The following is a 26282-nucleotide window of genomic DNA, read 5'->3' on the forward strand; positions in this document are numbered from 1 at the left end:
GATTTTTATTTTTGTGGCTGTCCTTCTGGTTTTTGTTTTGTCTTTTTGTTGGTAATCTGAATATTATGTAATTAGGTGGGGCATTGGGCTTGTTTTTTTATATTTAATGGGGGAGGGTAGGTTTATTTCGAAGTATTGGGAAAATAAAAAATTTAAAAAAAAATGTTGACGTTGGCATGGGGCTTATTCATATTTTGTCCCTTTCAAATAAAAAACGCCAGACAACTGGCGGCTTTTTAGTGTCGCCCCGGTAGCTCAGTTGGCAGAGCACGTCCTTGGTAAGGACGGGGTCGGCGGTTCAAATCCGCTCTGGGGCTCGCGCTTAAAAGTCATCAACAACCTAAAAAATAAAACCGAAAGAACCATGTCGAAAGAATCATTCGTCAGAACGAAACCACACGTAAACGTAGGCACCATCGGTCACATCGACCATGGTAAAACTACACTCACGACCGCAATCTTGAAGGTTCAGTCGGACAAGGGCCTGGCTCAATTTAAGTCCTATCAGGACATTGCTAAGGGCGGCACTGTTCGCGACGCTTCCAAGACTGTTACTATCGCCGTCGCGCACGTCGAATACGAAACTCCCACCCGCCACTATGCTCACGTTGACTGCCCCGGCCACGCCGACTTCGTCAAGAACATGATTACGGGTGCTGCCCAGATGGACGGCGCTATCCTCGTTGTCAGCGCGGCTGACGGCCCGATGCCCCAGACTCGCGAACACATTCTGCTCGCCCGTCAGGTTGGCGTTCCGAAAATCGTAGTTTTCCTCAACAAGTGCGACCTCCTCGACGACCCCGAACTTCTCGAACTCGTCGAAATGGAAGTCCGCGACCTCCTCAACAAGTACCAGTATCCGGGCGACGAAACCACGATTATTCGCGGTTCGGCTCTCGGCGCTCTCGAAGGCACTGAATTCGGCGTAAACAGCATCAACCAGCTCATGGACGCTATTGACGCTGAAATCCCCGAACCCGAACGCCCTGTCGACAAGCCCTTCATGATGTCGGTTGAAGACGTGTTCTCCATCACGGGTCGTGGTACGGTTGCTACGGGTCGTATCGAACGCGGCAAAATCCACGTCGGCGACGAAGTCGAAATCATCGGTCTCGGCGACACCAAGAAGACGACCGTAACGGGCGTCGAAATGTTCCGCAAGCTTCTTGACGAAGGTCAGGCGGGCGACAACGTCGGTCTCCTCCTCCGCGGTATCGAAAAGAATCAGGTGCAGCGCGGTCAGGTTATCGCGAAACCCGGCTCGATTACTCCCCACACGAAGGCCAAGGCTGAAATTTACGTCCTCACCAAGGACGAAGGCGGCCGCCACACTCCGTTCTTCACCAACTACCGTCCGCAGTTCTTCTTCGGTACTGCCGACGTCACGGGCGTTTGCAAACTCCCCGAAGGTGTCGAAATGGTTATGCCCGGCGACAACCTTTCCATCGAAATCGACCTCCAAAAGCCGATTGCTATGGAAAAAGGTCAGCGTTTTGCTATCCGCGAAGGCGGCCGCACAATCGGTGCCGGTCGTATCTCGGAAATCATCGCTTAATTAGCGGTTGATTCAATCGCCGAAAGGTCTTTTACGGCCTTTCGGCTTTGATGTCCGATGCGCTCCCGAATAAAATCGCGGGGCGGCGGACAAAACGAACAACAATTTTAGGGAAGTAGTTCAATTGGTAGAGCAACGGTCTCCAAAACCGTGTGTTGGGGGTTCGAGTCCCTCCTTCCCTGTTGTTCTTTTAATTTAACACATTTCGCGGTTAAACCGCACAAAAAAGATGACCAATCCTTTCCGCAAAATCAGACAGTTTTATCAGGAAACAGTCGTGGAGCTGAAAAAGTCCTCGTGGCCGACGCGCCCCGAACTTGTCAACTCCGTGATAGTCGTATTTGTTGCATTGGGTCTGCTGGGCGCGTTTGTAGCGCTTGCGGACTTTGCCATTTACAACGTCGTGGACTTGCTCACTTGGTTTGTCAAGGGCGGAAAATAAGGCGGGCACATGGAATCTGACACACAGGACACGCGCAGATGGTACGCGGTGCAGACGCGTTCCAATATGGAAAAGAAGGCGGTCGAAACCCTCAAACACATGATTGACGTTGAGGACATGGGCGCGTACATATCGAAAGACGATATTTTGATGCCCGAAGAACGCGTGTCGGAAATCAAGAACGGCAACAAGGTATCCAGAGCACGCAAACTTTACCCCGGTTATATTTTCGTTCGGGTAAAGCTTTTCGACGAAAACGAAAACTTTTTGGAAAAACCGTGGTATTTCGTCCGCGGAATCAACGGTGTAATCAATTTCATGGGCGGCGAACGCCCCGTTCCGCTCCGTCAGGCGGAGGTCGACCGCATTTTTGCGCAGATGGCGCAGTCGGAAGGCACGGAACGTCCGAAAATCAGCTTCAATGTCGGGGAATCGGTCAAAATCCACGAAGGTCCGTTCCTCGGTCTTACCGGTGTTATCGAAGAGGTCGATGCGGAGCGCGGCAAGCTTAAAGTCAGCGTTTCGATATTCGGCAGGTTCACGCCGGTCGAGCTTGAATACTCGCAGGTATCGAGGGCCGACATCGAAGACTAAAACAACGCATTTTACGCACAGCCTCGGCAGTAAAATTCTTATAAGAAAAGAGAACTAAAATGGCAAAAAAAGTAGTAAAAGAAATTAAGTTGCAGCTCCCCGCGGGCGCGGCTAACCCCGCTCCCCCCGTCGGTCCCGCACTCGGTGCGGCGGGCGTGAACATCATGGGCTTCTGCAAAGAGTTCAACGCTAAGACGAAGGACCAAGCGGGCATGATTCTCCCCGTGGTCATTTCCGTATATCAGGATAAGTCTTTCACGTTCATTCTCAAATCCCCGCCGGCTGCGGTTCTTCTCAAAAAGGCCGCGAAAATCGAAACGGCGAGCGCAAAGCCCAACACCGACAAGGTCGGCAAAGTAACGCGCGCTCAAATCAAGGAAATCGTCAAGATTAAGGAAAAAGACCTTAACGCGACAAGTCCCGAACAGGCGGTCAAGATTATCGAAGGCACCGCGCGTTCGATGGGTATTGAAGTCGTAGACTAATTCTTTTTTTCGCATTCGCGCCGAACGAATTTATCGGGAGGCGCGAAAGTGTCTAAACAAACAACAACCGCACTGCAATAGCAGGAGACAAAAAGTCATGGTAAAAAGAAGCAAAAGATACAGACAGGCATCTGACGCCGCCCCGAAAGCGGCTTTGAGCCTTGCCGACGCGGTAAGCGCGTTGCAGGCTATGCCGAAAGCGGGCTTCGACGAAACGGTGGAAATTTCCTTCCGTTTGAATGTCGACCCGAAACAGAGCACCCAGATGGTGCGCGGAACGGTTCGTCTGCCCAACGGCAGCGGCAAAAAGGTAAGGGTAATCGTCTTTACCGAAAACGCCCAGGCGGCACTCGACGCCGGCGCGGACAAAGCAGGTTTCGAAGATCTCATCAAGGAGGTTTCGGAAGGTTTCCTCGATTTCGACGTCGCAATCGCTACGACATCGGCTATGAAGGAAGTCCGCAAGGTTGCGCGCGTTCTCGGTCCGAAAGGCCTCATGCCGAACCCGAAGAGCGGCACGGTTACGGACGACGTTGCTTCGGCAATCGCGGAAGTCAAGGCTGGTCGTGTAGAATTCAAGATGGACAAAACCTCGAACATGAGCGTAGTAGTCGGCAAGCGCAGCTTTGCGACGGAAAAGCTCGCCGAAAACGCGAAGGTCGTTCTCGACAGCGTTGTTGCGGCTCGTCCCGAGGCAATCAAGGGCAAGTTCATCAACTCAATCGCAATCAGCTCGACAATGAGCCCCAGCGTGAAAATCGCGCTGAGCGAAGTCGCACAATAAGGAGAGTTTTTCACAATGAGACCCGAAAAGAAATTTCTCGTAGAAGAAGCTCGCAACCGCCTTTCGGCTGCCGGACACGTTTTTCTGGTAAGCTTCACGGGCGTTAAGGTTTCGGACGCCGCGGAACTCCGCAAGGCGTTGGCGGAAGTCGGTGCGGAATACCACGTCGCGAAGAATTCGATTATTAAAATCGCCGCGAAAGAGCTCGGACTTCCCTCGATGGACTCCGCTCTCGAAGGCCAGACCGGCGTTGTAACGGGCGGCGAAGACCCCGCAGCCGTTGCGAAGGCGATTTCTGCGTTCTTCAAGACCCGCGAAAACTCGACAATCAAGCTCGGCATCATGGGCGAGAAGGTTATGTCGAAAGAGGACGTCGAATACCTCGGCAGCCTCCCGAGCCTTCCCGAACTCCGCGCAAAGTTCCTCTCGCTGCTCAATACGCCCGCAAGCCAGATGGTTCGCGTCATATTCTGCAAGCTCGAAAAGGAAGGCGGCGCGCCCGCAGAAGAGGCTCAGGCGTAGTCGGACTTCGGGACGCGCTTTGCGTTCCGAATTTTTGAAAACAAAATTTAGCCTTCCGCACAGGTTTGCATGGAGCGGAGGGCAAACCAAAAACAACTGAAAGGACAAACTTAGGGGGACATACCCCTTAAATATTCCGCAAGGAATGCTAAGTGTCCAAAGGAGACAAATAAAATGGCAGACATCACAAAAGATCAGGTTATCGAATGGCTCAGCAGCCTCACGGTTGTTGACGCGGCGGCTCTCGTTAAGGAGCTCGAAGAAAAATGGGGCGTTAGCGCGGCTGCTCCCGTGGCGGTAGTAGCGGGCGGCGCGGCTGCTCCTGCGGCTGAAGAAAAGGACTCGTTCGACGTTATCCTCAAAGCGGTTGACCCCGCCAAGAAGATTGCGGTCATTAAGGAAGTCCGCGCAATCACGGGCTTGGGCTTGGCGGAAGCCAAGGCGCTCGTCGAAGGCGCTCCGAAGGCCGTCAAAGAAGGCGTCAACAAAGACGAATCTGCGGAATTGGCTAAGAAGCTCAAGGACGCGGGTGCGGAAGTTGAAGTCAAGTAATAGGTTTGATTATTCAACCGTAATTTTCGCGGAGAGTCCGCGATGCCGAATAAAATCGGCGTCGCGGCTGTCCGCTTTTTCCGCTTAAAATATCCCGAAGCGTAATAACGGGGATAAGTTCTTTTTGAATCCGGATTTCGAATTTGCGCGGAAGCGCCCGACACTCGGTTTTTGGAAAAACGGATTTTGCAGAGGGCGAAAAAAAACAAAATTCCACAAAAATGTCTGAGCGAAAAAACTTTGGAAAACTCAAGGAAGTGATACCGCTTCCCAATCTCATTGAGAATCAGCTCAATTCTTATGCTGATTTTCTCCAAAAAGACGTGCCCCCCTCCAAGAGAAAAATGGTGGGTCTTCACGCCGTTTTCAGCGAGGTATTCCCCATAGAAAGCTACGACGGCAAGCACAGACTCGAATACGTTTCCTACGATTTGGTAGGGCCTAAGCAGACGGAAGTTGAGTGCATAAAGGAAAGCACCACATACTCCGTGGCTTTGCATGTAAAATTCCGCCTCGTCTCGGGCGACTCCACAAAAGAAGACACAATTTTCATGGGCGACATCAATATGATGACCCAAAGCGGCAGCTTTATCGTCAACGGCGCGGAACGCGTTGTCGTCAGCCAGTTGCACCGCAGCCCCGGCATTTGCTTCGAAGAAACGATGCACAGCTCGGACAAAATGCTCTATTCGTTCCGCCTCATTCCCGACCGCGGCACATGGGTTGAAGTTCAGTTCGACCAGAACGACCTGCTTTACGTCTATATCGACCGCCGCCGCCGCCGCAGGAAATTCCTTATCACGACACTCCTCCGCGCTCTCGGACACAGCTCCGACCCCGAAATCGTCAAGCTTTTCTACGAAGTTGAAGATATGTCGGTAAAGCGCGCGTTGCAGATGGAGAACATTTCGCAATACGTTCTCGCCGAACCTGTTACCGACCCCGACAAGGGCATCGTGCTCCTCAAACAGTACGAAACGCTCACAACGATGGCGGTGCAGAAATTCAAGGCGGCAAACATCGAAGAATTTAAAGTTATCGACACTACCGTCGACGACGGCGCAATCGTCCGCGCAATCAAGAAAGACAAGACGAAGAACGAAGAGGGCGCGTTGAAGTACATCTACACGCAGCTGCGCCCCGGCGAACCCGTCAATGTGGAAAACGCGCGTGCGCTCATCCGCCGCACACTCAAAGACCCGAAACGCTACGACTTGGGCAGGGTCGGCCGCTTCAAAATCAACCAGAAGCTCGGCTTGAACACGCCGCTCGAAACCCGCGTTCTCACAAGCGAAGACATCGTTGCGGGCACAAAATACCTTTGCAAACTTAAAAAAGGTCAGGGAATTATCGACGACATCGATAATTTGAGCAGCCGCCGCGTAAGAACCGCGGGCGAACTTCTTGCAAACCAGTGCAGAATGGGCTTGGCGCGTACCGAAAAGCTCGTGCGCGAACGCATGAACGCGTCGGAACAGAACACGGAATCGTTGACAATCCAGCGTCTCGTGAACACGAAGGCGATGACGACGGTTATCCGCGACTTCTTCGCAAGAAACCAGCTCTCGCAATTCATGGACCAAATCAATCCGCTTTCGGAACTCACCCACAAACGCCGTCTTTCGGCTCTGGGTCAGGGCGGTTTGAGCCGCGAACGCGCGGGCTTCGAAGTCCGAGACGTTCACGCGACGCACTACGGCAGAATCTGCCCGATTGAAACGCCGGAAGGTCCGAATATCGGTCTTATCAATTCGCTTTCGTGCTACGCGAAAATCAACGAGTTCGGCTTTATCGAAACGCCCTACCGCAAGGTCGAAAAGGGCTGGGTGCTCGACAAAATCGAATACCTTTCCGCCGACGAAGAGGAGGGCAAGACTATCGCGCAGGCGAGCAGCGAAATCAAGGACGGCAAGCTTGTCGGCAGGGTAATCGCCAGAAACTTCGACGAAGTTTCGGAAGTAGACCCGATGGACGTAGACTACATGGACGTAAGCCCCAAGCAGCTCGTTTCGGTCGCGGCGGGTCTTATCCCCTTCCTCGAACACGACGACGCAAACCGCGCGTTGATGGGTTCGAACATGCAGCGTCAGGGCGTTCCGCTTTTGAAGACTCAGGCTCCGTTTGTCGGAACGGGTATCGAAGGCAGAGTGGCGACGGACTCGCGCACGGTTGTGCTGTCGGAATCCGACGGCATTGTCGCGAGCGTAGACGCAAAGAGAATCGTAATTACGCCCACCGGCGAAATGCCCAAAAAGGTTCAGGGCAAGCTTAAAAGCGACCCCGACAAAAAGATTTACGTATACGAACTGCGCAAATTCATGCGTTCGAACGCATGCACATGCTTCACGCAAAAGCCCGTGGTAAAACACGGACAGAAGGTGAAAGTCGGCACGGTTCTCGCGGACGGCGCGGCTACGGAAGACGGCGAGTTGGCTCTCGGCAAAAACGTTCTCGTGGCGTTCATGCCCTGGAACGGATACAACTTTGAAGACGCCATTCTGCTCTCCGAAAAACTCATCAAGAACGACGTGTTTACGTCGGTGCACATCGAAGAGTACGAAGTAACGGCGCGCGACACGAAGCTCGGGCCCGAAGAAATCACGCGCGATATCCCGAACGTGGGCGAAGACGCGCTGAAAAACCTCGACCGCAACGGCGTAATCCGCATCGGCGCGGAAGTGAAGGCGGGCGACATTCTTGTCGGCAAAATCACGCCGAAGAGCGAAACGGAACTTGCTCCCGAAGAAAAGCTGCTCCGCGCAATCTTCGGCGAAAAGGCGTCGGACGTCAAGGACTCGTCGCTCATCGTTCCGTCGGGCGTCAAGGGCATTATCATGGACGTGAAGGTGTCGACGAAAGTCGACGGCGAAGGCGAAAAGCTCAGCGAAAGCGACATGCGCCGCCGCACGCGCAAAATCAAGGAAGAGCACCGCGCGCAAAGCGACGCCCTCCGCGACGAACTCACCGAAGCGCTATCCAACGTGCTCCTCGGCGAAAAAATCCCGCTCGACGTCCGCAATTCGGAAACGGGCGAAGTCATCATTCCGCAGAACAGGAAGATTACAAAGACGCTCCTGCGCCGCTTGGCGTCGGTCTCGAAGAACATCGACATCGACCCCTCGCCCGTGCGCAACAAGATTTTCGGAATCATCGAAGGTTTCCAGAGCAAGTTCGCGGAAATCGAAGCCGAATGTGCGCGCAAAGTCGCGTCAATCGAAAGCGGCGACGGTTCCGACCAGAACGTCATCAAGAACGTCAAGGTTTACATCGCAACGAAGCGCAAGATTCAGGTCGGCGACAAAATGGCGGGACGCCACGGCAACAAGGGTATCGTAGCCCGCATCGTTCCCGAAGAGGACATGCCCTACCTGCCCGACGGCACGCCCGTTGAAATCTGCCTGAACCCCATGGGCGTTCCCTCGCGAATGAACGTAGGTCAGGTTTTGGAAACGCACTTGGGCTGGGCTTGCAAAAAGCTCGGAATCAAGATTGCGACGCCGATTTTCGACGGTATCAGCGAAAAGGATATCCGCACATACTTGAAAGACACCGGCATGCCCGAAAGCGGCAAGGTTCGCCTCATCGACGGACTGACGGGCAACTACTTCGACCAGCCGATAGTTGTTGGCTACATCTACATGATGAAGCTCAACCACTTGGTTGCCGACAAAATCCACGCCCGCGCGGTCGGCCCGTACAGCCTCATTACGCAGCAGCCTCTGGGCGGCAAGGCGCAATACGGCGGTCAGCGTTTCGGCGAAATGGAAGTTTGGGCGTTGGAAGCGTACGGCGCGGCATACACCTTGCAGGAATTGCTCACGGTCAAGTCCGACGACGTTCAGGGCAGAACGAAGATATACGAACAAATCGTCAAGGGCGACAGTTCGTTGCAGGCGGGTACGCCGCAGTCGTTCAATGTCTTGATGAAGGAAATGCAGGGCTTGTGCCTGAACATAAAGGCGGAAAACAGCGACGACATCGAAATACAGTAGTCGCTTTTGAACCACTAAGAAAATCAAGGAATTTTTTATGGACGAAAACAATACAAGCCAAGCGCGAGAAATTCTCGGTTTCGACAGCGACGCGGGTTTTGACAGCGTTTCCATCGGTCTCGCTTCCCCGGATACGATTCGTTCGTGGTCGCACGGCGAGGTTAAGAACCCCGAAACAATCAACTACCGCACGTTCAAGCCCGAACCCGGCGGTTTGTTCTGCCAGAGAATATTCGGCCCCGTGCGCGACTACGAGTGCGCCTGCGGCAAGTACAAGCGCATCCGCTTTAAGGATCAGGTTTGCGACCGTTGCGGCGTCGAAGTGACGACAAGCCGCGTGCGCCGCGAAAGAATGGGGCATATCGAACTTGCCGTTCCCGTAGCGCACATTTGGTTTTTGAAAAGCATGCCAAGCAGGCTCAGCCTCATGCTCGACATGACTTCGAAAGCCCTCGAAAGCGTAATCTACTACGAACGCTACGTCGTAATCGAGCCACGCAACACGTCCCTTACGTTCAAACAGTTCCTCTCGGAAGAGGAATATCAGGCGGCAATCGACGCGGGCGACGACTTTGTGGCGAAAATGGGCGCGGAAGCTATCCGCGACCTGCTCGCGAAAATCGACTTGGAAAAGCTCGAAGTTGAACTCGTCGAACAAATGCAGTCCACGCGCTCGAAGCAGATTAAGAAAAAGCTCTCGAAGCGTTTGAAACTCGTTCAGGGCTTCATTCAGAGCAACGCGCGTCCCGAATGGATGATTCTCGAAGTCCTGCCCGTCATTCCGCCGGATTTGAGACCCCTCGTTCCGCTCGAAGGCGGCAGATTCGCAACCAGCGACCTCAACGACCTTTACCGCCGCGTAATCAACCGCAACAACCGTCTGCGCAGCCTCATGCAGATGCGCACTCCCGACGTCATCATTCACAACGAAAAGAGAATGTTGCAGGAGTCCATCGACGCGCTGTTCGACAACGGCCGCCATGGCCGTCCCGTAACGGGCGCGGGCAACAGGCCGCTGAAAAGCATCTCCGACATGCTCAAAGGCAAGCAGGGACGCTTCCGTCAAAACCTGCTCGGCAAGCGCGTCGACTACTCCGGCCGTTCGGTTATCGTCATCGGTCCCGACCTCAAACTCAACCAGTGCGGTCTGCCGAAGAAAATGGCGCTTACGCTGTTCGAACCTTTCATCATCCGCCGCTTGAAGGAACTGGGCTTTGTGCACACAGTCCGCAGCGCGCGCAAAATGATTGAAAAGAAGTCGCCCGAAGTTTGGGATATTCTGGAAGAGGTAACCGAGGGGCACCCCGTTATGCTCAACCGCGCTCCGACGCTCCACAGGCTTTCGATTCAGGCGTTCGAGCCTGTGCTCATCGAGGGCGACGCCATCCGCCTGCACCCGCTTGTTTGCGGCGCGTACAATGCGGACTTCGACGGCGACCAAATGGCAGTCCACGTTCCGCTCTCGCTCGAAGCGGTCATGGAGGCGAAACTTTTGATGTTGGCAAGCAACAACATTTTCTCCCCGTCGTCGGGCAAACCTATTTTGACGCCCTCGCAGGACATCGTTCTGGGGTGCTACTACCTCACGTACGAACCTAGCCTCAAAAAGGAAAAAGGCCAGCGCGTTCCGCTGCTTGCGTCGCTCCGCGAAGTCGAGGGCGCACAGGCGGAGGGCATGCTCCACTGGCACGACTGGATTGACTATGTCAACCCCGACTACGGCAAAGACACGATTTTCGGCGACAAAACAAAGAAAATTATCCGCACAACCCCCGGCCGCGTAATCTTCAACACGATTTGGCCGGAAAAGATGGGCTTTGTAAACTTCGTCGTTCCGAAAGGCAAACTCGGCGACCTCATTCTTAACACGTTTAAGATTTGCGGCCGCAGCGAAAGCGCGCCCGTGCTCGACAGAATGAAAAAGCTCGGCTTCCGCACCGCGACGCTCGCCGGCATTTCAATCGGTATCGGCGACATGGACATTCCCGCCGAAAAGAAGGGAATCATCGCCGAAGCCCGCGCGAAAATCAAAGTCATCGAAAACGAATACCACAAGGGTACGATTACCAAGGGCGAACGCTCGAACAAGGTCATCGACGTGTGGAACGTCGCGACCGACGAAATCGCGAAAAAGGCATTCGAAAATCTCGCCCGCGTTCCCGAAAAAACTTTCGGACGCCAGCACATCAATCCCGTTTATATCCTCATGGATTCGGGCGCGCGAGGCAACAAGGCGCAGGTTCGCCAGCTCTGCGGTGCCCGCGGCCTTATGGCGAAACCGAACGGCGAAATTATCGAACGCCCGATTCTCTCGTCTTTCCGCGAAGGTCTGAGCGTGCACGAATACTTTATCTCCACGCACGGCGCGCGCAAGGGTCTTGCCGACACCGCCCTTAAAACGGCGGACGCAGGCTACATGACCAGAAAACTCTGCGACGTCGCCATGGACGTTATCATTACGGAAGAGGACGACGGCAACCGCGACGGTATCTGGAAACAGGCAATCTACGACGGCGACGACGAAATCGTCTCGCTCTTCGACCGCATCGTCGGACGCTGCTCTTCGGACGATATTTTGAACCCGACGAACCCGTCGGAAGTAGTCGTAAAGAACGGCGAAATCATCACGGAGGCAATGGCGAAGCGCATCGGCGCGCTCGGTATCGAACGCGTCAAGATTATGAGCCCGCTCACGCACCTCAAACGCAACGCGATTCCCGCAAAGGCGTACGGCATCGACCCGTCGTCGCAGAAGCTTGTGGAACGCGGCACGGCGGTCGGCATCATCGCGGCGCAGTCAATCGGCGAACCCGGCACTCAGCTGACGATGAGAACCTTCCACGTCGGCGGCGTCGCGCAGGCGGTCAAAGCCCCCGAACTTGCTGCCCGCAACGACGGCACAATCCATTACGAAGACATCACGAGCGTTTCGCTCCCGCAGGTTGACGCCGACGGCAACGAAATCAATGTAAGCGTAGTCCTCAACAAAACCGCCCACATGAAAATCGTGGGCGAAGAGGGCAACGTCCTCGAAGACTACACGCTCGCGGCGGGCGCGCTCATCACGGCGGAAGAGGGTCAGCATGTCAAAAAGGGCACGCTCCTCGCGCGTTGGGACCCGCACAATATCCCGATTATGGCAAGCGAATCGGGCGTCGTCCAATTCAAGGACTTGATTGACGGCCTCACATACCGCTCGGATTTCGACCCCTCCACGGGTCGCACGACAATCACGATTTCCGACCACAAAGAAGACCTCAACCCGACCATCAACATCGTCGACAAGAAGACGGGAGAAATCAAGGCGTTCCAGGTAATCCCGACGGGCGCACAGGTGATAGTCTCGGAGGGCGACGAAATCGCCCCCGGTATGATTATGGCGAAAACCCCGCGCTCGGCGGCAAAAACGCAGGACATCACCGGCGGTCTGCCGCGCGTCGCGGAACTTTTCGAAGCCCGCCGTCCGAAAGACGCGGCGGAAATTGCGCGTTCGCACGGCATCGTGAAAATCGGCGGCACGCGCCGCAAGAAGACGATTTTGAGAATCGTCCCGAAGGGCTGGCAGGAAGGCGACGAAGGCGCAATCGAAGAGCATCTCATTCCCGCCAACAAGCGAATCATCGTACAGCCCGACGACGAAGTAAAGCGCGGTCAGGCTCTCACGGAAGGCGGCGTCGACCCCAGCGAAGTCCTCGAAGTAATGGGGGCAAGCGAAGTTCAGGAATATATCATCAGGGAAATCCAGAAGGTGTACCGCTCGCAGGGTGTTACAATTAACGACAAGCACATCGAAGTTATCGCTTCGAGAATGCTGCGCAAAGTCCGCGTGTCCGACCCCGGCGACTCCGACTACTTCTGGGGCCAGCAGGTCGACCGCTACGAATTTATGGAAACCAACAAGAATATCGAAGACGCGGGCGGTAAAGCCGCGACCGCCGAACCGATACTCTTGGGTATCACGAAAGCCAGCTTGGAAACCGAAAGTTTCATAAGCGCGGCGTCGTTCCAGGAAACAACGAGAGTTCTCACGGAAGCCGCAACGCTCGGCAAACGCGACGACCTTTCGGGCTTCAAGGAAAACGTGATAATGGGTAATTTGATTCCCGCGGGTACGGGGCTTGCCGCGTACCGCAAGCTGAAAGTCAACGCAATCGGACACACTCCGCTTGCCGACGGAATGCTTGACGGCGGGGAAACTTCGGAGGCCGACGCTCAATAGGGTCGGCGTCCTTCGATGATTCAGTTTTTGCGCGTACCGGACGGGCGTCGGGGAAAAGACGCCGCTGCGCAAGGGCAAAAATCGGAGACGTTTTTTTCCGCGAAATCCGCCGCATAAGCAACGGCGGAACGCGGGCAAAAATCGCGCACCAAAAACAGAACCAAGCATTGCGGGGCGACGGGACGTTGTACAGAGCGTCGCGCAAGGCGTAAAAAATTAAAAAAATATAAATAAAAAACTTGCCAAAGGGAAAGTGATATATACTTTTCAACATCTTTCTCTTTAAAAAGACACAAAATATGCCTACAATTAATCAGTTAGTTCGCAAGCCGCGCAGCCTTGTAAAAGCAAAGACAAAGGCGCCGGCTTTGAAGTCGAATCCGTTTCGCCGCGGCGTATGCGTACAGGTAATGACCCGTACGCCTAAGAAGCCGAACTCGGCTATTCGTAAAGTCGCAAAGGTGCGCCTTACTTCGGGATACGAAGTAATCGCCTATATTCCCGACGAAGGCCACTCGTTGCAGGAACACAGCGTCGTGCTCGTGCGCGGCGGCCGTGTTAAGGACTTGCCCGGTGTTCGTTACCACATCGTCCGCGGTACGCTCGACTGCATGGGTGTTGAAAAACGCCGCCGCAGCCGTTCGAAGTACGGTGTCAAGCGCCCGAAGGCCAAGAAGGCATAATTAAAATTTTAGAAAAGGCAAAAATATGTCACGCAGACACAGAGCTGAAAAAAGAGAACGCATTCCGGATTCGCGCTACAAGAGCGCGCTCGTAAGCCACCTCATCAACATGGTGATGAAGGACGGCAAAAAGACCGTCGCGGAACGCATCGTATACGGTGCAATCGAAAAGGTTAGCGAAAAGCTCGAAAAGGGCGACCCCATCGACCTGCTCTTGGGCGCGCTCGAAAACGTTCGTCCGAAGCTTGAAGTTAAGAGCCGCCGCGTAGGTGGCGCAACGTACCAAGTCCCCGTCGAAGTTTCGTTCGACCGCCAGCAGACGCTCGCGTTCCGTTGGCTCATCGAAGCGGCGGGCAACCGCAAGGGTCTGCCGATGGCCGACGCTCTCGCGGCTGAACTCGTAGACGCCTACAACGGCACGGGTACGGTTGTCAAGAAGCGCGAAGACGTCCACAAGATGGCGCAGTCCAACAGGGCTTTTGCGCACCTCCGCTGGTAATTGAACTTCACACGGAAATACCACGAACATGGCACTTTCAGAAAAAAATTCACCCAACAGAACAAAGCCGTTGGAATATACCAGAAACATCGGTATATCGGCGCACATCGACGCGGGCAAAACGACCTGCTCGGAACGTATCCTGTTTTACAGCGGCGTAGTTCACAAAATCGGCGAAGTACACGAAGGTACTGCCGTGACGGACTGGATGGAACAGGAACGCGAACGCGGCATTACCATTACGTCCTCGGCTATCTCGTGCAACTGGACGACGAAAGACGGCCCCTACAAGGGCATTCAGCACCAAATCAACCTTATCGACACCCCCGGACACGTTGACTTCACAGCGGAAGTCGAACGTTCGCTCCGCGTTCTCGACGGCGCGGTCGCGGTGTTCTGCGCGGTTGCGGGCGTACAGCCCCAGTCCGAAACGGTTTGGCGCCAGATGAACAAGTACAATGTTCCGCGCATCGCTTTCATCAACAAGATGGACAGAACCGGTGCCGACTTCTACGGCGCGGTCGAAGACATCAAGACGAAGCTCAACGGCAATCCCCACCCGCTCTTCCTCCCCATCGGCGCGGAAGACAAGTTCAAGGGGCTTATCGACCTCGTCAGCATGAAGGCGTACGTGTACGACGAAAACGACCCCCAGGGCGTTAAGTACGACGTCATCGAAATCCCCGCCGAATACAAGGAAAAGGCGGATCAGTACCGTTCGGAACTCATCGAAGCCATTGCCGACTTCGACGACTCTATCATGGAACGCTTCCTTGAAGGCGAAACGAATTTCACGGAAGACGAACTCCGCCTCGGTATCCGCAAGGCTACTCTGTCGCGCGAATTCGTCGGCGTAATCCCCGGTTCTGCGTTCAAGAACAAGGGCGTGCAGATGTTGCTCGACGCGGTTGTGGACTACCTCCCCAGCCCGCTCGACGTTCCCCCGATTAAGGCTTACGGCGAAGACGACGAAGAAACGCCGTCGCTTGAAATCGTCTCCGACGACTTCGCGCCACCCACAGCACTTGCGTTCAAACTTTGGAGCGACCCGTTCGTAGGTAAACTCGTGTTCATTCGCGTATACAGCGGTTGCATCAAAAAGGGCATGCAGGTTTACAACCCGCGCAGCCGCAAGACCGAACGCATCTCCCGTTTGCTCGTCATCAAGGCGGACAAGCGCGAAGACATCGAAGAGGCATACAGCGGCGCAATCTGCGCAATCATCGGCGCAAAGGATATCGTAACGGGCGACACGCTCTGCGACAGAGACCACGAAGTTCGTCTCGAGCCACCGACATTCCCCGAACCGGTTATCGCAATGAGCATCGAGCCGAAGTCGAAGGCAGACCAGGAAAAGCTTTCCATCGCCCTCCAAAGACTCGCAGAAGAAGACCCGACATTCGTTGTCACAACGAATCAGGAAACGGGGCAGACGCTTATCGCGGGCATGGGCGAACTTCACCTCGACATCATTCGCGACCGTCTGTTCCGCGAATTCAAGGTAGAAGCAGACTCCGGCAAACCGCAAATCGCGTACCGCGAAACAATCACGAAAGCCGCTCCCGGCGTGGGCAAATTCGTCCGCCAGTCGGGTGGTCGCGGTCAGTACGGCCACGCGGAAATCGTTCTCGAACCGCTTGAAAAGGGCAAACACTACGAGTTTGTCAACGAAATCGTCGGCGGCGTAATCCCGAAGGAATACATCAAGCCGACGGAAGACGGTATCAAGGAAGCAATGATAAACGGCGTCGTCGCGGGCTATCCCGTTGTGGACGTCAAGGTGCGCTTGGTATTCGGTTCGTTCCACGAAGTCGACTCTTCGGAAATGGCGTTCAAGATGGCGGGTATCTTCGCTTTCAAGGACGCCATGAAAAACGCGGGCCCGATTCTCCTCGAACCTATCATGAAAGTCGAAGTAACGACCCCCGACGAATATCAGGGCGACGTTATGGGCGACATCAACCGTCGCCGCGGCCAGATTCAGGGTATGGAATCGAAGGGCAATGTAACGGTCATCAAGGCGTTCGTGCCGCTCGAAACAATGTTCGGCTACGCTACGGATATCCGCTCGCTTTCCAGCGGTAGAGCTTCGTACTCGATGGAGCCGAGCCACTTCGAACAAGTACCCGCGGCAGTTCTGAAACAGGTTCAGGAAGGCGCGGCAAAGAAGGCTCAACGATAATATTTAAAAGGAAAAAGCAATATGGCTACTCAGAGAATCAGAATAAAACTCAAAGGCTACGATTTTCGCACGATAGACCAGAGCGCGAGCGACATCGTCGAAACGGCGAAGCGCACGGGTGCTACTGTTTCGGGTCCGGTTCCGTTGCCGACTAAAATCGAAAAATATTCGGTAAACCGTTCCGTACACGTCGACAAGAAGAGCATGGAGCAGTTCGAGCTCCGCACTCACAAGCGTCTCATCGACATCGTAAACCCGACCGCCAACACGGTTGACGAGCTTAAAAAGCTCAATCTTCCCTCGGGGGTCGACATTACGATTAACGTCTAATGTTAAAAATCGGCGGCGCGCGTCGGCAATGCGACTGCGCCGCCCGATTTTTTCAAACGCGTTCTTTTTCAGACTGGGGTCTCGGACTTCCTTGAAAGAATAGGAGGGCGTGTTTTCGGGAGTTTTAGGTATTCGGCCTGAAAGTCCTTTTACAGTTTAACTTTTTTCTGCGCAAATTTTTCGAAGCATCTGCCGCCGGACGGTCGGGCGAATTTGACGATTTCAGGATTTTCAAATTCGGTCAATCGGGCGGAGAGAACCGGAAAGTTTGCGCGAAATTTGTTAAAAAAATAAAATAATCGAAAAATTTTATTGACAGTACTTTTTAGATGCCCACTATGTGGCGTCTTTACTTTTCTAACAAACAAATAACAACTAACGCAGGTTATCAAAGGTGTTTTGTTTGGGAGATTGGTGCAAATTCCCCACGGTGGGGAGTTTGCGCGGTTTCCGCAAGTGAAATTCCGCCTGCCTCTTAGCTATGAGCGAAATACTAATCGGAAAAAAACTGGGCATGACCCAGATTTTCGACGAGGACAACAGCCTTGTTGCCGTCACGGTCGTTGAGGCTGGCCCGTGCCCCGTCACACAAGTAAAAACTGCTCAGAGCGACGGTTATGACGCCGTGCAAATCGGCTTCGGTGCGCAGAAAGAACAGCGCATGACCCAACCGGAACTCGGGCACTTGAAAAAAGCGGGCGTAGCTCCCGTATCGGAACTTGTCGAGTTCCGCGTAGATAATCCCGCAGACTACAAAGCGGGCGACGTTTTGACGGTCGCCAAGTTTGCGAAAGGCCAGATGGTCGACATCATCGGCACGACAAAGGGTCGCGGTTTTCAGGGCGTAATGAAACGCTACAATTTCGACGGCCAGCCCGAAACGCACGGTCATATGATGCACCGCCGTCCCGGTTCCGTCGGTTGCCGCCAGACTCCCGGCCACGTTTACAAGGGCAGAAAGATGCCCGGTCATATGGGACAGGTTCGCTGCACGACGCAGAACCACCCCATCGTAAAAATCTTGGAAGACAAAAACATTCTTTTGATTAAGGGAAGTCTTCCGGGCGCGAAAGGCGACCTCGTTATCGTCCGTCCCGCCAAGAAAGCCAAGAAAGCATAAGGAGCCGCACAAATGAAACTTAAAGTTTATACAAAAGACGGTTCGAGCTTCACGGAGCAGGAATTTGAAAACATTCCCCAGTTCGAGGGAGACAAAGGCTTGTTCGCGCTCAAAGAAACAATCGTTGCGTATCAGGCGAACGCCCGTCAAGGCAACGCTTCCACACTCGACTACGGACACGTTAGCGGCACATGCCGCAAGCCTTTCAAACAGAAGGGCGGCGGTCGCTCGCGTCATGGTACGATGAAGAGCCCGATTCACCGCGGCGGCGCGGTAGTCTTCGGCCCCCAGCCCCGCGACTGGTCGAAGAAAATCAACCGCAAGGCGAAGGCGTTGGCTTTCAGCCGCGCGCTTTTCGACAAGTGCTCCGACAACGGCATCTGCGTAATCGAAGAATTCGCAGCTCCCGAAAGAAAGACGAAGGCGGTTGCGAAGGTTCTTTCGAACATCAAGCCCGACGGCAAAGTTCTCTTGGTTGACGACGTTTTCGGCGACGATTTCATTCTCGCAAGCCGCAACATCGCCCGCGCGAACTTCTGCGAAAGCGCGACACTCAATGCGCTCGACTTGGTTCAGTTTGACACTGTAATCGTATCGCGCAAGGGTCTGGACACGGTTCTCGCCCGCATCAACAAGGACGAAAGGTAATACCATGGTACAGGCAGACAAAATCATTAAAGGTTTCCGCGTTACGGAAAAGGCCGCCAATTTGCAGGTAGCCAACCAGTACACCTTCACGGTTGCGGAAGACGCAAACGCCGTGGCAATCGGCCGTGCGGTCGAAAAGCTTTTCAAGGTAAAGGTTGTACGCGTCAACGTAATGAACGCCAAGGGCAAGGTTAAGGTCTCGCGCATGAGCCGCAACAATCCCGGCGTCAAGGGCAAAATGAAAAAGGCAATCGTAACGCTCAAACAGGGCGACACGATTCAAATTGTGTAAGTCAGGAGAAGCATAAAATGGCTATTATAAAAAGAAGACCTTTGACACCCGCGCAGAGATTCTTGGAACTCGGCCGCAATGAGGTCGACAACAAGCGTCCCGAACGTTCGTTGACCGAAAGCAACCACCGTTCGAGAGGCCGCAACTGCTACGGCCGCATTACGTCGCGCCGTCGCGGCGGCGGACACAAGAAGTTGTACCGCATTGTAGACTTCAAGCGCGACATCGTGGACGTACCCGCCACTGTAATGGCGATTGAGTACGACCCGTACCGCACGGCGTACATCGCCCTCGTTCAATACCAGAACGAAGAGAAGACGAAGCGCTACATCATCGCTCCCGACGGTCTGAAAAAAGGCGACACGGTTATGACGCTTTCGAAGCGTCCCGACGAATTCCCCGTCGGCGCGTGCATGCCCCTCAAATTCATTCCTCCGGCGCAAAAGATTTTCTGCGTTGAAATGCAGCCCGGCAAGGGCGCGCAAATCGCGCGCGGCGCAGGCGCAGGCGCGCAGCTGGTTGCCGTCGAAGGCGACATGGCTACGGTCAAGATGCCCAGCGGCGAAATCCGCTTGATTAACGCCGAATGCCGCGCGGTAATCGGCGTGGTCGGAAATCTCGAACACCAGAACCAGAGCTTGGGCAAGGCCGGCCGCGTTCGCTGGATGGGCAAACGCCCGAGAGTCCGCGGCGTGGTAATGAACCCGGTAGACCACCCGATGGGCGGTGGTGAAGGCCGCACTTCGGGCGGCGGACACCCGGTATCGCCGTGGGGCCAGCTCGCGAAGGGCTATCCGACACGCACGAAGAGCAAGCCGTCGAACTCGATGATTGTTCTCCGCCGCAACGGTAAGAAAACCAAGAAATAGTTCATAGGAGAAATCAAAAATGGCACGTTCAATTAAAAAAGGACCTTTCGTAGATCCGAGCCTCCAAGACAAAATCGACGAAGCGCAGAAAACGAACTCGCACAAGCCGATTCAAACTTGGTCGAGACGTTCGATGATTACTCCCGATTTTATCGGATTGAATTTTAACGTTCACAACGGCAAAAAGTTTGTGGCGGTCTATGTAACCGAAAACATGGTCGGCCACAAGCTCGGCGAATTCTCGCCGACCCGCACGTTCAAAGGACACAACCCGCACACCAAGAAGGCAGCTATGTAATGGTAAACTTCGGCAAAGTTCTGTTTTTGACGGCGGCGGTTGCCGCGGCGGAAATATGCTTTGCCGAATCTCCCGATTGGGTGCTGAAAGACGGTTCGCTCGGAAGAGCGGGAAGGGTAATTGAGGTGCTCGACGGTTTTGGACTGATAAAAATCGACACTGGCCTGCAAGGCAATCTCCGAAGGGGAGCGGTTTGCAGGGTGGTCGGAAAAGACGGAAGCGTCCGAAAGGTCGTGGTAGTCGAAGCCGACGGAAGGAAATCGGTGGCGATGGTCATGTCGGACATCAAGGTCGAAAAGGGAGACGCCGTATACATAACACCGGCAAACTAACACAGGAAGACAACAATGGAAGTCAAAGCTTTAACAAAGTTTGCGCGCATGTCAGACAAAAAGGTGCGCGAAATATCCCGCGAGATTCAGGGTCTCAATGCCGCAGAAGCGTTGGAAATCTTGAAACTCGTTCCCCGCAAGAGCGCGAAGCTTGTCGCCAAGACGCTCGCAAGCGCAATCGCAAACGCCGAAAACAACAACGGTCTTTCGGCTGCGAATCTCACAATCAAGAGCGCAATCGTAAACCAGGGCATAGCGTTCAAACGCTTCCGTCCCGTGGCTCGCGGCAGCGCGCACCCGATTCGCAAGAGAACTTCACATATCTCGATCGTCCTTTCAGACGAGAACACTAAATAGAGGCAGATAAAATGGGTCAGAAAGTAAATCCTAAGGGTTTCCGTCTCGCTGTCCGCCGCGACTGGGAGTCGCGCTGGTTCGCGAATAAGGGCGATTATGCGGCGGCCGTCAACGAAGACTATCGCATACGCGAATTTCTCCGCGAAAAGCTCAAAGGCGCGTCGGTTCCCCGCATATTCATCGAACGCGCAGGTCAGCGTATCCGCGTGAAAATCTACACGGCGCGTCCCGGTGTTGTAATCGGACAGAAGGGCGCGTCGCTCGAAGCGTTGAAGGCGGAACTCTCGAAGTTTCTCGGCAAGGACGTTATCTTGGACATTCAGGAAATCAAAAAGCCCGATTTGGTCGCATACTTGGTGGCGGAAAGCGTCGCGCTCCAGTTGGAACGTCGCATTTCGTTCCGCCGCGCAATCAAGAAGGCAATCACAACCTCGATGAGCATGGGTGCCGACGGCATCAAGATTCAGTGCTCCGGACGTCTCGGCGGCGCGGAAATCGCCCGTACTGAATGGCAGAGAAAGGGTCGCATTCCGCTGCACACGCTGCGCGAAAACATAGACTACGGCTTTACGGAAGCGCACACCGTTTACGGCAAAATCGGCGTCAAGTGCTGGTTGTGCCTTAAAAACGAGGACAACATCTAATTTGAGGGAGACGCAACAACATGGCAAACATTCTTCCAGCAAAAACTAAGTACCGCAAAGTCCAAAAGGGTCGCAACCGCGGCATGGCGAAGGGCGGCGACAGCATCGACTTCGGCGATTACGCAATTCAGGCTCTCGAACGCGGCAAATGCTCGGCTTCGCAGCTTGAAGCGGCTCGTGTTGCAATCAACAGGCACTTCAAACGTCGCGGCAAGGTGTGGATGAGAGTATTCCCGCAGAAGAGCGTGACGAAGAAGCCCGCCGAAACCCGCATGGGTAAAGGTAAGGGCGGTGTCGAATTCTGGTGCGCAATCATCAAGCCCGGCACGATTCTCTTCGAAGTATCCGGCGTACCCGCCAGCATGGCCCGCGAAGCGATGAGACTTGCGGACGGAAAGCTTCCGTTCAAATGCAGATTCGTCGTCCGCGAAGGCGTCGAAATTCTATAATCAGGAGACTTGACAGATATGAAGACAAAGGAAATCAGAGAACTTTCGGCAGAAGAGCTTTCGAAGAAACTCCGCGACATGCGCGAGGAACTCTTGAATCTCAACGTTCGCAAGGGAACAGGTCAAGTTGAAAATCCGGCTCGAATCAGAGAGCTGCGCCGCGATATCGCTCGCTGCGAAACAATCAAGACTCAGAAGAAGTAAAGGACTGTAATATGTCGGAAAATACAAGAAAGGCACGCAGAAGTCTTGTGGGCGTAGTAACCTCCCGCTCCGGAGACAAAAGCATAAAGCTCACCTATTTCTACAAAGTACCGCACTCGCTCTACGGGAAGGAAATCCGCCGCAAGACGGTTATCCACGTCCACGACGAGAAGAACGAATGCGCCCTTGGCGACAAGGTCGAGGTAACGGAAACGCGTCCCATCAGCAAGCTGAAAAGATTCCGCGTGGTTCGCATAATCGAAAAGGCTCCCGTAGCCTCGGCAGAATAAGGAGACACCACAATGATACAAATGCAGACAAGACTCGTGGTTGCCGACAACACCGGCGCCAAGGAAGTCGCGATGATTCGCCGTCTCGGACAGCACAGCCGCACGGCGAAAGTCGGCGACATAATCGTAGTCGCGGTAAAGACGTCCACTCCTGACGCCGCAGTCAAGAAGGGCACGGTTGCAAAGGCCGTCGTCGTCAGGACGAAAGCCCCGATTCGCCGCGCGGACGGTTCGTATCTCCGCTTCGACACAAACGCTTGCGTAATTCTCGACGGCAGCGGCAATCCGAAAGGTACGCGTATCTTCGGGCCCGTCGCCCGCGAACTCCGCGCAAAGAACTACATGAAAATCATATCCCTCGCACCGGAGGTATTGTAATATGGCAAAAAGTTTTGTAAAGAAGGGCGACGAAGTAGTAGTAATCGCGGGTTCTTCGAAGGGCAAGCGCGGCAAGATTTTGCTGGTTGACCCGAAGAAGGAGCGCGTAGTAGTCGAAGGCGCGAATCTTCGCAAGCACCACGAACGCAGGAGCGAAAAGAATCCGGAAGGCGCAATCGTGGAACGCGAAGCTTCGATTCACATTTCAAACGTAATGCCGGCTGGGCGTTTTGATGCGAAGAAATCGCAAAAAAAAGCGTAATCAGCGGATAGAATAAAAACAAAATGAGCACACCAGTATTAAAGAAAATATATCAGGAGAAGGTCGTGCCCGAGCTTAAAAAATCGCTCGGCATAGACAATCCGCACGTCGTGCCCACGTTGGAGAAAATCGTAATCAATTCGGCAATCCGAAGCGACGCCTCCAAGGAATGGGTGCCGGAAGTGGTCAAGGAAATCGCGAAGATAGCGGGACAGCAGCCTGTCGTCGTAAAGGCGGGCAAGAGCATCGCGAACTTCAAGCTGCGCGCGGGACAGCCCAACGGCGTCAAGGTAACCTTGCGCGGCGCGGCTATGTGGGACTTCCTCTATAAATTCATAGCGGTAGTATTGCCGTCCATTCGCGACTTCCGCGGAGTGGGCAACCGTTTCGACGGCGCGGGCAATTACAGCTACGGCGTTGCCGACCACACAATTTTCCCCGAAGTCACGGTAGACCCCGGTCGCAAGAACATCGGTATGGACATCACAATCGTCACGACGGCGAAGGACGACAAGTCCGGCAGAGAGCTTTTGAAGCTTTTGGGCATGCCCTTCCGCAAGAACGCAGCCGAACAGGCAGCGGCCGCCGCAAACAAATAACAAGTAAACGGCAAAGACATGGCTAAGAAATCCTCCATAGAGCGCAATTTGAAGCGTATGAGATTGACGGCGAAATACGCCGCCAAGAAAGCGGAACTGAAAAAAATCATCAAGGACCCGAAAACGTCCGACGAAGACTTCTTCGCGGCGCAGCGCAAGCTCTGCAAGCTTCCGCGCAACGCTTCGAAAATCCGCATCCGCAACCGTTGTTCCATCACGGGACGTCCGCGCGGTGTAATCCGCAAGTTCGGCGTGTCGCGCATAACTTTCCGCGAGCTTGCTCTCGACGGCAAATTGCCCGGCGTCACAAAATCATCGTGGTAATGCGAAAGGAAAAATAATATGGCAACTCACGACAGCATTGGCGACTTTCTGACAATCGTCCGCAACGCGAGCAAGGCAGGCAAGGACGTCTGCACAGCGCAGTGGTCGAAAATCCGCGAAGGCATCGCGTCGATTCTCAAAGACGAAGGCTACATTGCCTCTTTTGAAGTATCGGGCGAGAAGGCGCAGAAAATCATTACAATCAACATGAAGTATATGAACGGCGTATCGGCGTTGACGGGCATCACCCGCGTCAGCACCCCCGGTTGCCGCACATACTACGAATACCGCAACATTCCCCGCGTTCTCAACGGCATGGGCATTTCGATTCTTACGACCTCGAAGGGCGTATTGAAAGATTCCGACTGCCGCGCGAAGAAGGTCGGCGGCGAAATCCTCTGCAAAGTTTGGTAAGGAAGACATATGAGCAGAATTGGTAAACTTCCCGTTAAAGTTCCCGCGGGCGTGAAAGCGTCCGTAAAGGACAACACAGTTTCGGTCGAAGGCGCGAAGGGCAAACTCAGCCAGAACTTCGGCACGGCTATCGACATCAAGCTTGAAGGCGACGAAATCCACGTTAATCCCGCTTCGGCGTCGCGCCACTCGAACGCGATGCACGGCACTGCGCGCAGTATTATTGCGGGCATGGTCAAGGGCGTTGTAGAGGGCTACCAGAAGGTTCTCGAAATCAAGGGCGTTGGTTTCAAGGCGGAATTGAAGGGCAAGACGCTTACGCTTTCCCTCGGTTATGCGCACCCCTGCATTTACGAAGTTCCCGAAGGCATCACGGTGGTCATCGGCGAAACTCCCGACAGAAACCCCCTCGTGACGGTTTCTGGCGCGAGCAAGCACATGGTCGGCCAGGTTGCGAGCGACCTCAAACACTTCTATCCCGTCGAACCCTACAAGGGCAAGGGTGTCAGAATTCACGGAGAATTCGTCCGTCGCAAGGAAGGCAAGAAGACTGCGTAATCTCGCGGCACTGAAAGGATACGAAAATGAAATTGGAAACAAAGAAAATTTTGGAACAGAAACGCCGCTGGCGCGTTCGCCGCAAGGTGAAGGGCACGGCGGAACGTCCGAGACTGGCTGTATGCTTCTCGAACAAGCACGTCTATGCGCAGTGCATAGACGACAAGGCGGGCAAGACCCTCGCGGCTCTCTGCACAACGGGCAAGGAGCTGAAAGGCGAGAAGGTTCTCCCGAATGTTGCGGGCGCAAAGCTCGTCGGCGAAAAATTCGGCGCGAAGCTCAAGGCTATTGGCGTCGAGGCGGTCGTTTTCGACAGGGGCTCGCGCCGCTACCACGGCTGCGTCAAGACATTCGCCGATGCGGTTCGTTCGGCAGGCATTAACTTCTAATCTACGCAAAAATGAGCAGAGAATTTAAAAACAGAAAAGTCGAAGCCGAAAAAGACGCAGGCCCCGAACTTATCGAAAAGGTTGTCCACATCAATCGTTGCGCGAAGGTCGTAAAGGGCGGACGTCGTTTCACATTCTCGGCGTTGGTCGTTATCGGCGACGGTAAGGGCAATGTCGGCTTGGGATACGGCAAGGCAAAGGAAGTTCCGGACGCAATCAAGAAGGCGTCGGAACGCGCCCGCAAGGTGATGAAGCCCGTAAGCCTCAAAGACAACACCATTCCCCACGACGTGCGCGGCGAGTTCGACGGCGGCATTGTGCTGCTCCGTCCGGCTTCCCCCGGTACGGGCGTTATCGCGGGCGGCGGAGTACGCGCCGTTCTCGAAGCGGTCGGCATCAAGGACGTTCTGAGCAAATCGCTCGGTTCGAACAACGACATGGCAATGGTCAACGCAACTCTCAACGCGCTTTCGCAGCTCCGCACGGCGGAGGCAATCCGCGCGCAGAGAAGCTAAAAAAGGAGTTTTAAGAAAATGAAATTGCACGCTCTCTCCAATCCACAGGGTGCCAAACACGCAAGCAAACGCCGCGGTTGCGGCGTCGGCAGCGGACACGGCAAGACGTCGGGCCGCGGCCACAAGGGCGCGAAGGCCCGCAGCGGCGGACACGTCCGTCCCGGTTTCGAAGGCGGTCAAATGCCTTTGTACCGCAAGCTTCCGCACCGCGGCTTCAACAACTTCAAGTTCAGGGTTGAGTACGCCACGGTCAACGTCGGCGACCTCGAAGAACTCGGACTCGAAGAAATCACGCGCGACGACTTGGTCGTGGCGGGTTTGGTTCGCGCCAGCGCGCCTCTGGTCAAGATTCTCGGAAACGGCGAATTGACGAAGAAGGTTGTCGTAAAAGCCGACAAGTTCTCGGAAACTGCCGTAAAGAAAATCGAAGCCGCAGGCGGCAAGGCCGTCGTAAACGCTCCCGCAGAGGAAGCCAAGTAGGAAATATTATAGACAGGTAGG

At 54.5% G+C, this 26282-nt stretch carries 33 protein-coding genes and 2 tRNA genes; all 35 read left to right on the plus strand.

All coding sequences use genetic code 11. The annotated features are described in order from the left end of the window. Positions 1-244: 244 nt before the first annotated feature. The 35 genes from P3B99_006215 to rplO all read left to right on the plus strand — a co-directional run bounded on the left by P3B99_006215 (position 245) and on the right by rplO (position 26261). A tRNA-Thr gene (locus tag P3B99_006215) sits at positions 245-317 on the plus strand. Positions 318-364: 47 nt separating this feature from the next. Beyond that, positions 365-1555, plus strand: a complete 1191-nt coding sequence (tuf, locus tag P3B99_006220; GenBank protein WYJ06803.1) for an elongation factor Tu — start codon at positions 365-367, stop codon at positions 1553-1555. A 109-nt stretch (positions 1556-1664) separates the two neighbouring features. After that, positions 1665-1737: transfer RNA gene (locus tag P3B99_006225), tRNA-Trp, on the plus strand. A 47-nt stretch (positions 1738-1784) separates the two neighbouring features. Continuing rightward, positions 1785-1997 (plus strand): preprotein translocase subunit SecE, encoded by a 213-nt coding sequence (gene secE, locus P3B99_006230; GenBank protein WYJ06804.1) that lies wholly within the window; start codon positions 1785-1787, stop codon positions 1995-1997. A 9-nt stretch (positions 1998-2006) separates the two neighbouring features. Next, entirely contained in the window at positions 2007-2591 is a 585-nt protein-coding gene (nusG, locus tag P3B99_006235; protein WYJ06805.1) for a transcription termination/antitermination protein NusG, read from the plus strand. A gap of 59 nt (positions 2592-2650) precedes the next feature. Beyond that, positions 2651-3076 carry a 50S ribosomal protein L11 gene (rplK, locus tag P3B99_006240; GenBank protein WYJ06806.1) on the plus strand — a complete coding sequence of 142 codons (426 nt, stop codon included), beginning with the start codon at positions 2651-2653 and terminating at the stop codon, positions 3074-3076. 97 nt (positions 3077-3173) lie between these two features. Further along, positions 3174-3860: a 50S ribosomal protein L1 gene (rplA, locus tag P3B99_006245; GenBank protein WYJ06807.1), complete on the plus strand. Its 687-nt coding sequence runs from the start codon at positions 3174-3176 to the stop codon at positions 3858-3860. Between the two features lie 15 nt (positions 3861-3875). Then, positions 3876-4382, plus strand: coding sequence for a 50S ribosomal protein L10 (gene rplJ / locus P3B99_006250; protein ID WYJ06808.1), 507 nt, complete (start codon positions 3876-3878; stop codon positions 4380-4382). 174 nt (positions 4383-4556) lie between these two features. Next, positions 4557-4934, plus strand: a complete 378-nt coding sequence (gene rplL / locus P3B99_006255; GenBank protein ID WYJ06809.1) for a 50S ribosomal protein L7/L12 — start codon at positions 4557-4559, stop codon at positions 4932-4934. Positions 4935-5155: 221 nt separating this feature from the next. Continuing rightward, positions 5156-8926 (plus strand): DNA-directed RNA polymerase subunit beta, encoded by a 3771-nt coding sequence (rpoB, locus tag P3B99_006260; protein WYJ06810.1) that lies wholly within the window; start codon positions 5156-5158, stop codon positions 8924-8926. A 37-nt stretch (positions 8927-8963) separates the two neighbouring features. After that, positions 8964-13145, plus strand: a complete 4182-nt coding sequence (rpoC, locus tag P3B99_006265) for a DNA-directed RNA polymerase subunit beta' (GenBank protein WYJ06811.1) — start codon at positions 8964-8966, stop codon at positions 13143-13145. 299 nt (positions 13146-13444) lie between these two features. Further along, positions 13445-13828, plus strand: a complete 384-nt coding sequence (gene rpsL / locus P3B99_006270; protein WYJ06812.1) for a 30S ribosomal protein S12 — start codon at positions 13445-13447, stop codon at positions 13826-13828. Between the two features lie 25 nt (positions 13829-13853). Next, on the plus strand, positions 13854-14327 hold the full coding sequence (gene rpsG / locus P3B99_006275; protein WYJ06813.1) for a 30S ribosomal protein S7: 474 nt from the start codon (positions 13854-13856) through the stop codon (positions 14325-14327). Positions 14328-14355: 28 nt separating this feature from the next. Then, positions 14356-16509, plus strand: a complete 2154-nt coding sequence (gene fusA / locus P3B99_006280; protein WYJ06814.1) for an elongation factor G — start codon at positions 14356-14358, stop codon at positions 16507-16509. Positions 16510-16530: 21 nt separating this feature from the next. Further along, positions 16531-16839: a 30S ribosomal protein S10 gene (gene rpsJ, locus P3B99_006285; GenBank protein ID WYJ06815.1), complete on the plus strand. Its 309-nt coding sequence runs from the start codon at positions 16531-16533 to the stop codon at positions 16837-16839. 481 nt (positions 16840-17320) lie between these two features. Next, on the plus strand, positions 17321-17959 hold the full coding sequence (gene rplC / locus P3B99_006290) for a 50S ribosomal protein L3 (protein ID WYJ06816.1): 639 nt from the start codon (positions 17321-17323) through the stop codon (positions 17957-17959). A 12-nt stretch (positions 17960-17971) separates the two neighbouring features. Next, a complete protein-coding gene (gene rplD / locus P3B99_006295) occupies positions 17972-18607 on the plus strand; it encodes a 50S ribosomal protein L4 (GenBank protein ID WYJ06817.1) in 636 nt (211 codons plus the stop codon). 4 nt (positions 18608-18611) lie between these two features. Then, the gene (gene rplW / locus P3B99_006300; protein ID WYJ06818.1) at positions 18612-18899 is read left to right on the plus strand and encodes a 50S ribosomal protein L23; all 288 of its coding nucleotides are present in this window, start codon (positions 18612-18614) and stop codon (positions 18897-18899) included. 17 nt (positions 18900-18916) lie between these two features. Next, complete coding sequence (gene rplB / locus P3B99_006305) at positions 18917-19768, plus strand: 50S ribosomal protein L2 (GenBank protein WYJ06819.1); 852 nt, start codon at positions 18917-18919, stop codon at positions 19766-19768. A 19-nt stretch (positions 19769-19787) separates the two neighbouring features. Next, complete coding sequence (rpsS, locus tag P3B99_006310; protein WYJ06820.1) at positions 19788-20066, plus strand: 30S ribosomal protein S19; 279 nt, start codon at positions 19788-19790, stop codon at positions 20064-20066. Beyond that, the gene (locus tag P3B99_006315) at positions 20066-20398 is read left to right on the plus strand and encodes a hypothetical protein (protein ID WYJ06821.1); all 333 of its coding nucleotides are present in this window, start codon (positions 20066-20068) and stop codon (positions 20396-20398) included. The genes rpsS and P3B99_006315 overlap by 1 nt, the downstream gene beginning before the upstream one ends. 15 nt (positions 20399-20413) lie before the next feature. Beyond that, positions 20414-20755: a 50S ribosomal protein L22 gene (rplV, locus tag P3B99_006320; GenBank protein WYJ06822.1), complete on the plus strand. Its 342-nt coding sequence runs from the start codon at positions 20414-20416 to the stop codon at positions 20753-20755. A gap of 11 nt (positions 20756-20766) precedes the next feature. Then, positions 20767-21399: a 30S ribosomal protein S3 gene (gene rpsC, locus P3B99_006325; protein WYJ06823.1), complete on the plus strand. Its 633-nt coding sequence runs from the start codon at positions 20767-20769 to the stop codon at positions 21397-21399. 20 nt (positions 21400-21419) lie between these two features. Further along, positions 21420-21848 carry a 50S ribosomal protein L16 gene (rplP, locus tag P3B99_006330; protein ID WYJ06824.1) on the plus strand — a complete coding sequence of 143 codons (429 nt, stop codon included), beginning with the start codon at positions 21420-21422 and terminating at the stop codon, positions 21846-21848. A gap of 18 nt (positions 21849-21866) precedes the next feature. Beyond that, on the plus strand, positions 21867-22052 hold the full coding sequence (gene rpmC, locus P3B99_006335; protein WYJ06825.1) for a 50S ribosomal protein L29: 186 nt from the start codon (positions 21867-21869) through the stop codon (positions 22050-22052). Between the two features lie 11 nt (positions 22053-22063). After that, positions 22064-22342 (plus strand): 30S ribosomal protein S17, encoded by a 279-nt coding sequence (gene rpsQ, locus P3B99_006340; protein WYJ06826.1) that lies wholly within the window; start codon positions 22064-22066, stop codon positions 22340-22342. A gap of 12 nt (positions 22343-22354) precedes the next feature. Next, positions 22355-22720, plus strand: coding sequence for a 50S ribosomal protein L14 (gene rplN, locus P3B99_006345; protein ID WYJ06827.1), 366 nt, complete (start codon positions 22355-22357; stop codon positions 22718-22720). A 1-nt stretch (position 22721) separates the two neighbouring features. After that, the gene (gene rplX, locus P3B99_006350; protein ID WYJ06828.1) at positions 22722-22982 is read left to right on the plus strand and encodes a 50S ribosomal protein L24; all 261 of its coding nucleotides are present in this window, start codon (positions 22722-22724) and stop codon (positions 22980-22982) included. 23 nt (positions 22983-23005) lie between these two features. Beyond that, complete coding sequence (rplE, locus tag P3B99_006355; GenBank protein ID WYJ06829.1) at positions 23006-23581, plus strand: 50S ribosomal protein L5; 576 nt, start codon at positions 23006-23008, stop codon at positions 23579-23581. 18 nt (positions 23582-23599) lie between these two features. Next, positions 23600-23905: a 30S ribosomal protein S14 gene (gene rpsN, locus P3B99_006360; protein WYJ06830.1), complete on the plus strand. Its 306-nt coding sequence runs from the start codon at positions 23600-23602 to the stop codon at positions 23903-23905. Positions 23906-23923: 18 nt separating this feature from the next. Further along, on the plus strand, positions 23924-24319 hold the full coding sequence (gene rpsH / locus P3B99_006365; GenBank protein WYJ06831.1) for a 30S ribosomal protein S8: 396 nt from the start codon (positions 23924-23926) through the stop codon (positions 24317-24319). A 9-nt stretch (positions 24320-24328) separates the two neighbouring features. Continuing rightward, positions 24329-24877, plus strand: a complete 549-nt coding sequence (rplF, locus tag P3B99_006370; GenBank protein WYJ06832.1) for a 50S ribosomal protein L6 — start codon at positions 24329-24331, stop codon at positions 24875-24877. 26 nt (positions 24878-24903) lie between these two features. Then, on the plus strand, positions 24904-25266 hold the full coding sequence (rplR, locus tag P3B99_006375; GenBank protein ID WYJ06833.1) for a 50S ribosomal protein L18: 363 nt from the start codon (positions 24904-24906) through the stop codon (positions 25264-25266). Between the two features lie 11 nt (positions 25267-25277). Continuing rightward, positions 25278-25781: a 30S ribosomal protein S5 gene (gene rpsE, locus P3B99_006380; GenBank protein WYJ06834.1), complete on the plus strand. Its 504-nt coding sequence runs from the start codon at positions 25278-25280 to the stop codon at positions 25779-25781. Positions 25782-25799: 18 nt separating this feature from the next. Next, entirely contained in the window at positions 25800-26261 is a 462-nt protein-coding gene (gene rplO, locus P3B99_006385) for a 50S ribosomal protein L15 (protein ID WYJ06835.1), read from the plus strand. Positions 26262-26282: the final 21 nt, after the last annotated feature.

Source organism: Opitutia bacterium KCR 482 (assembly GCA_029269845.2).
In the GTDB taxonomy this organism is placed as follows: Bacteria; Verrucomicrobiota; Verrucomicrobiia; order Opitutales; family Intestinicryptomonadaceae; genus Merdousia.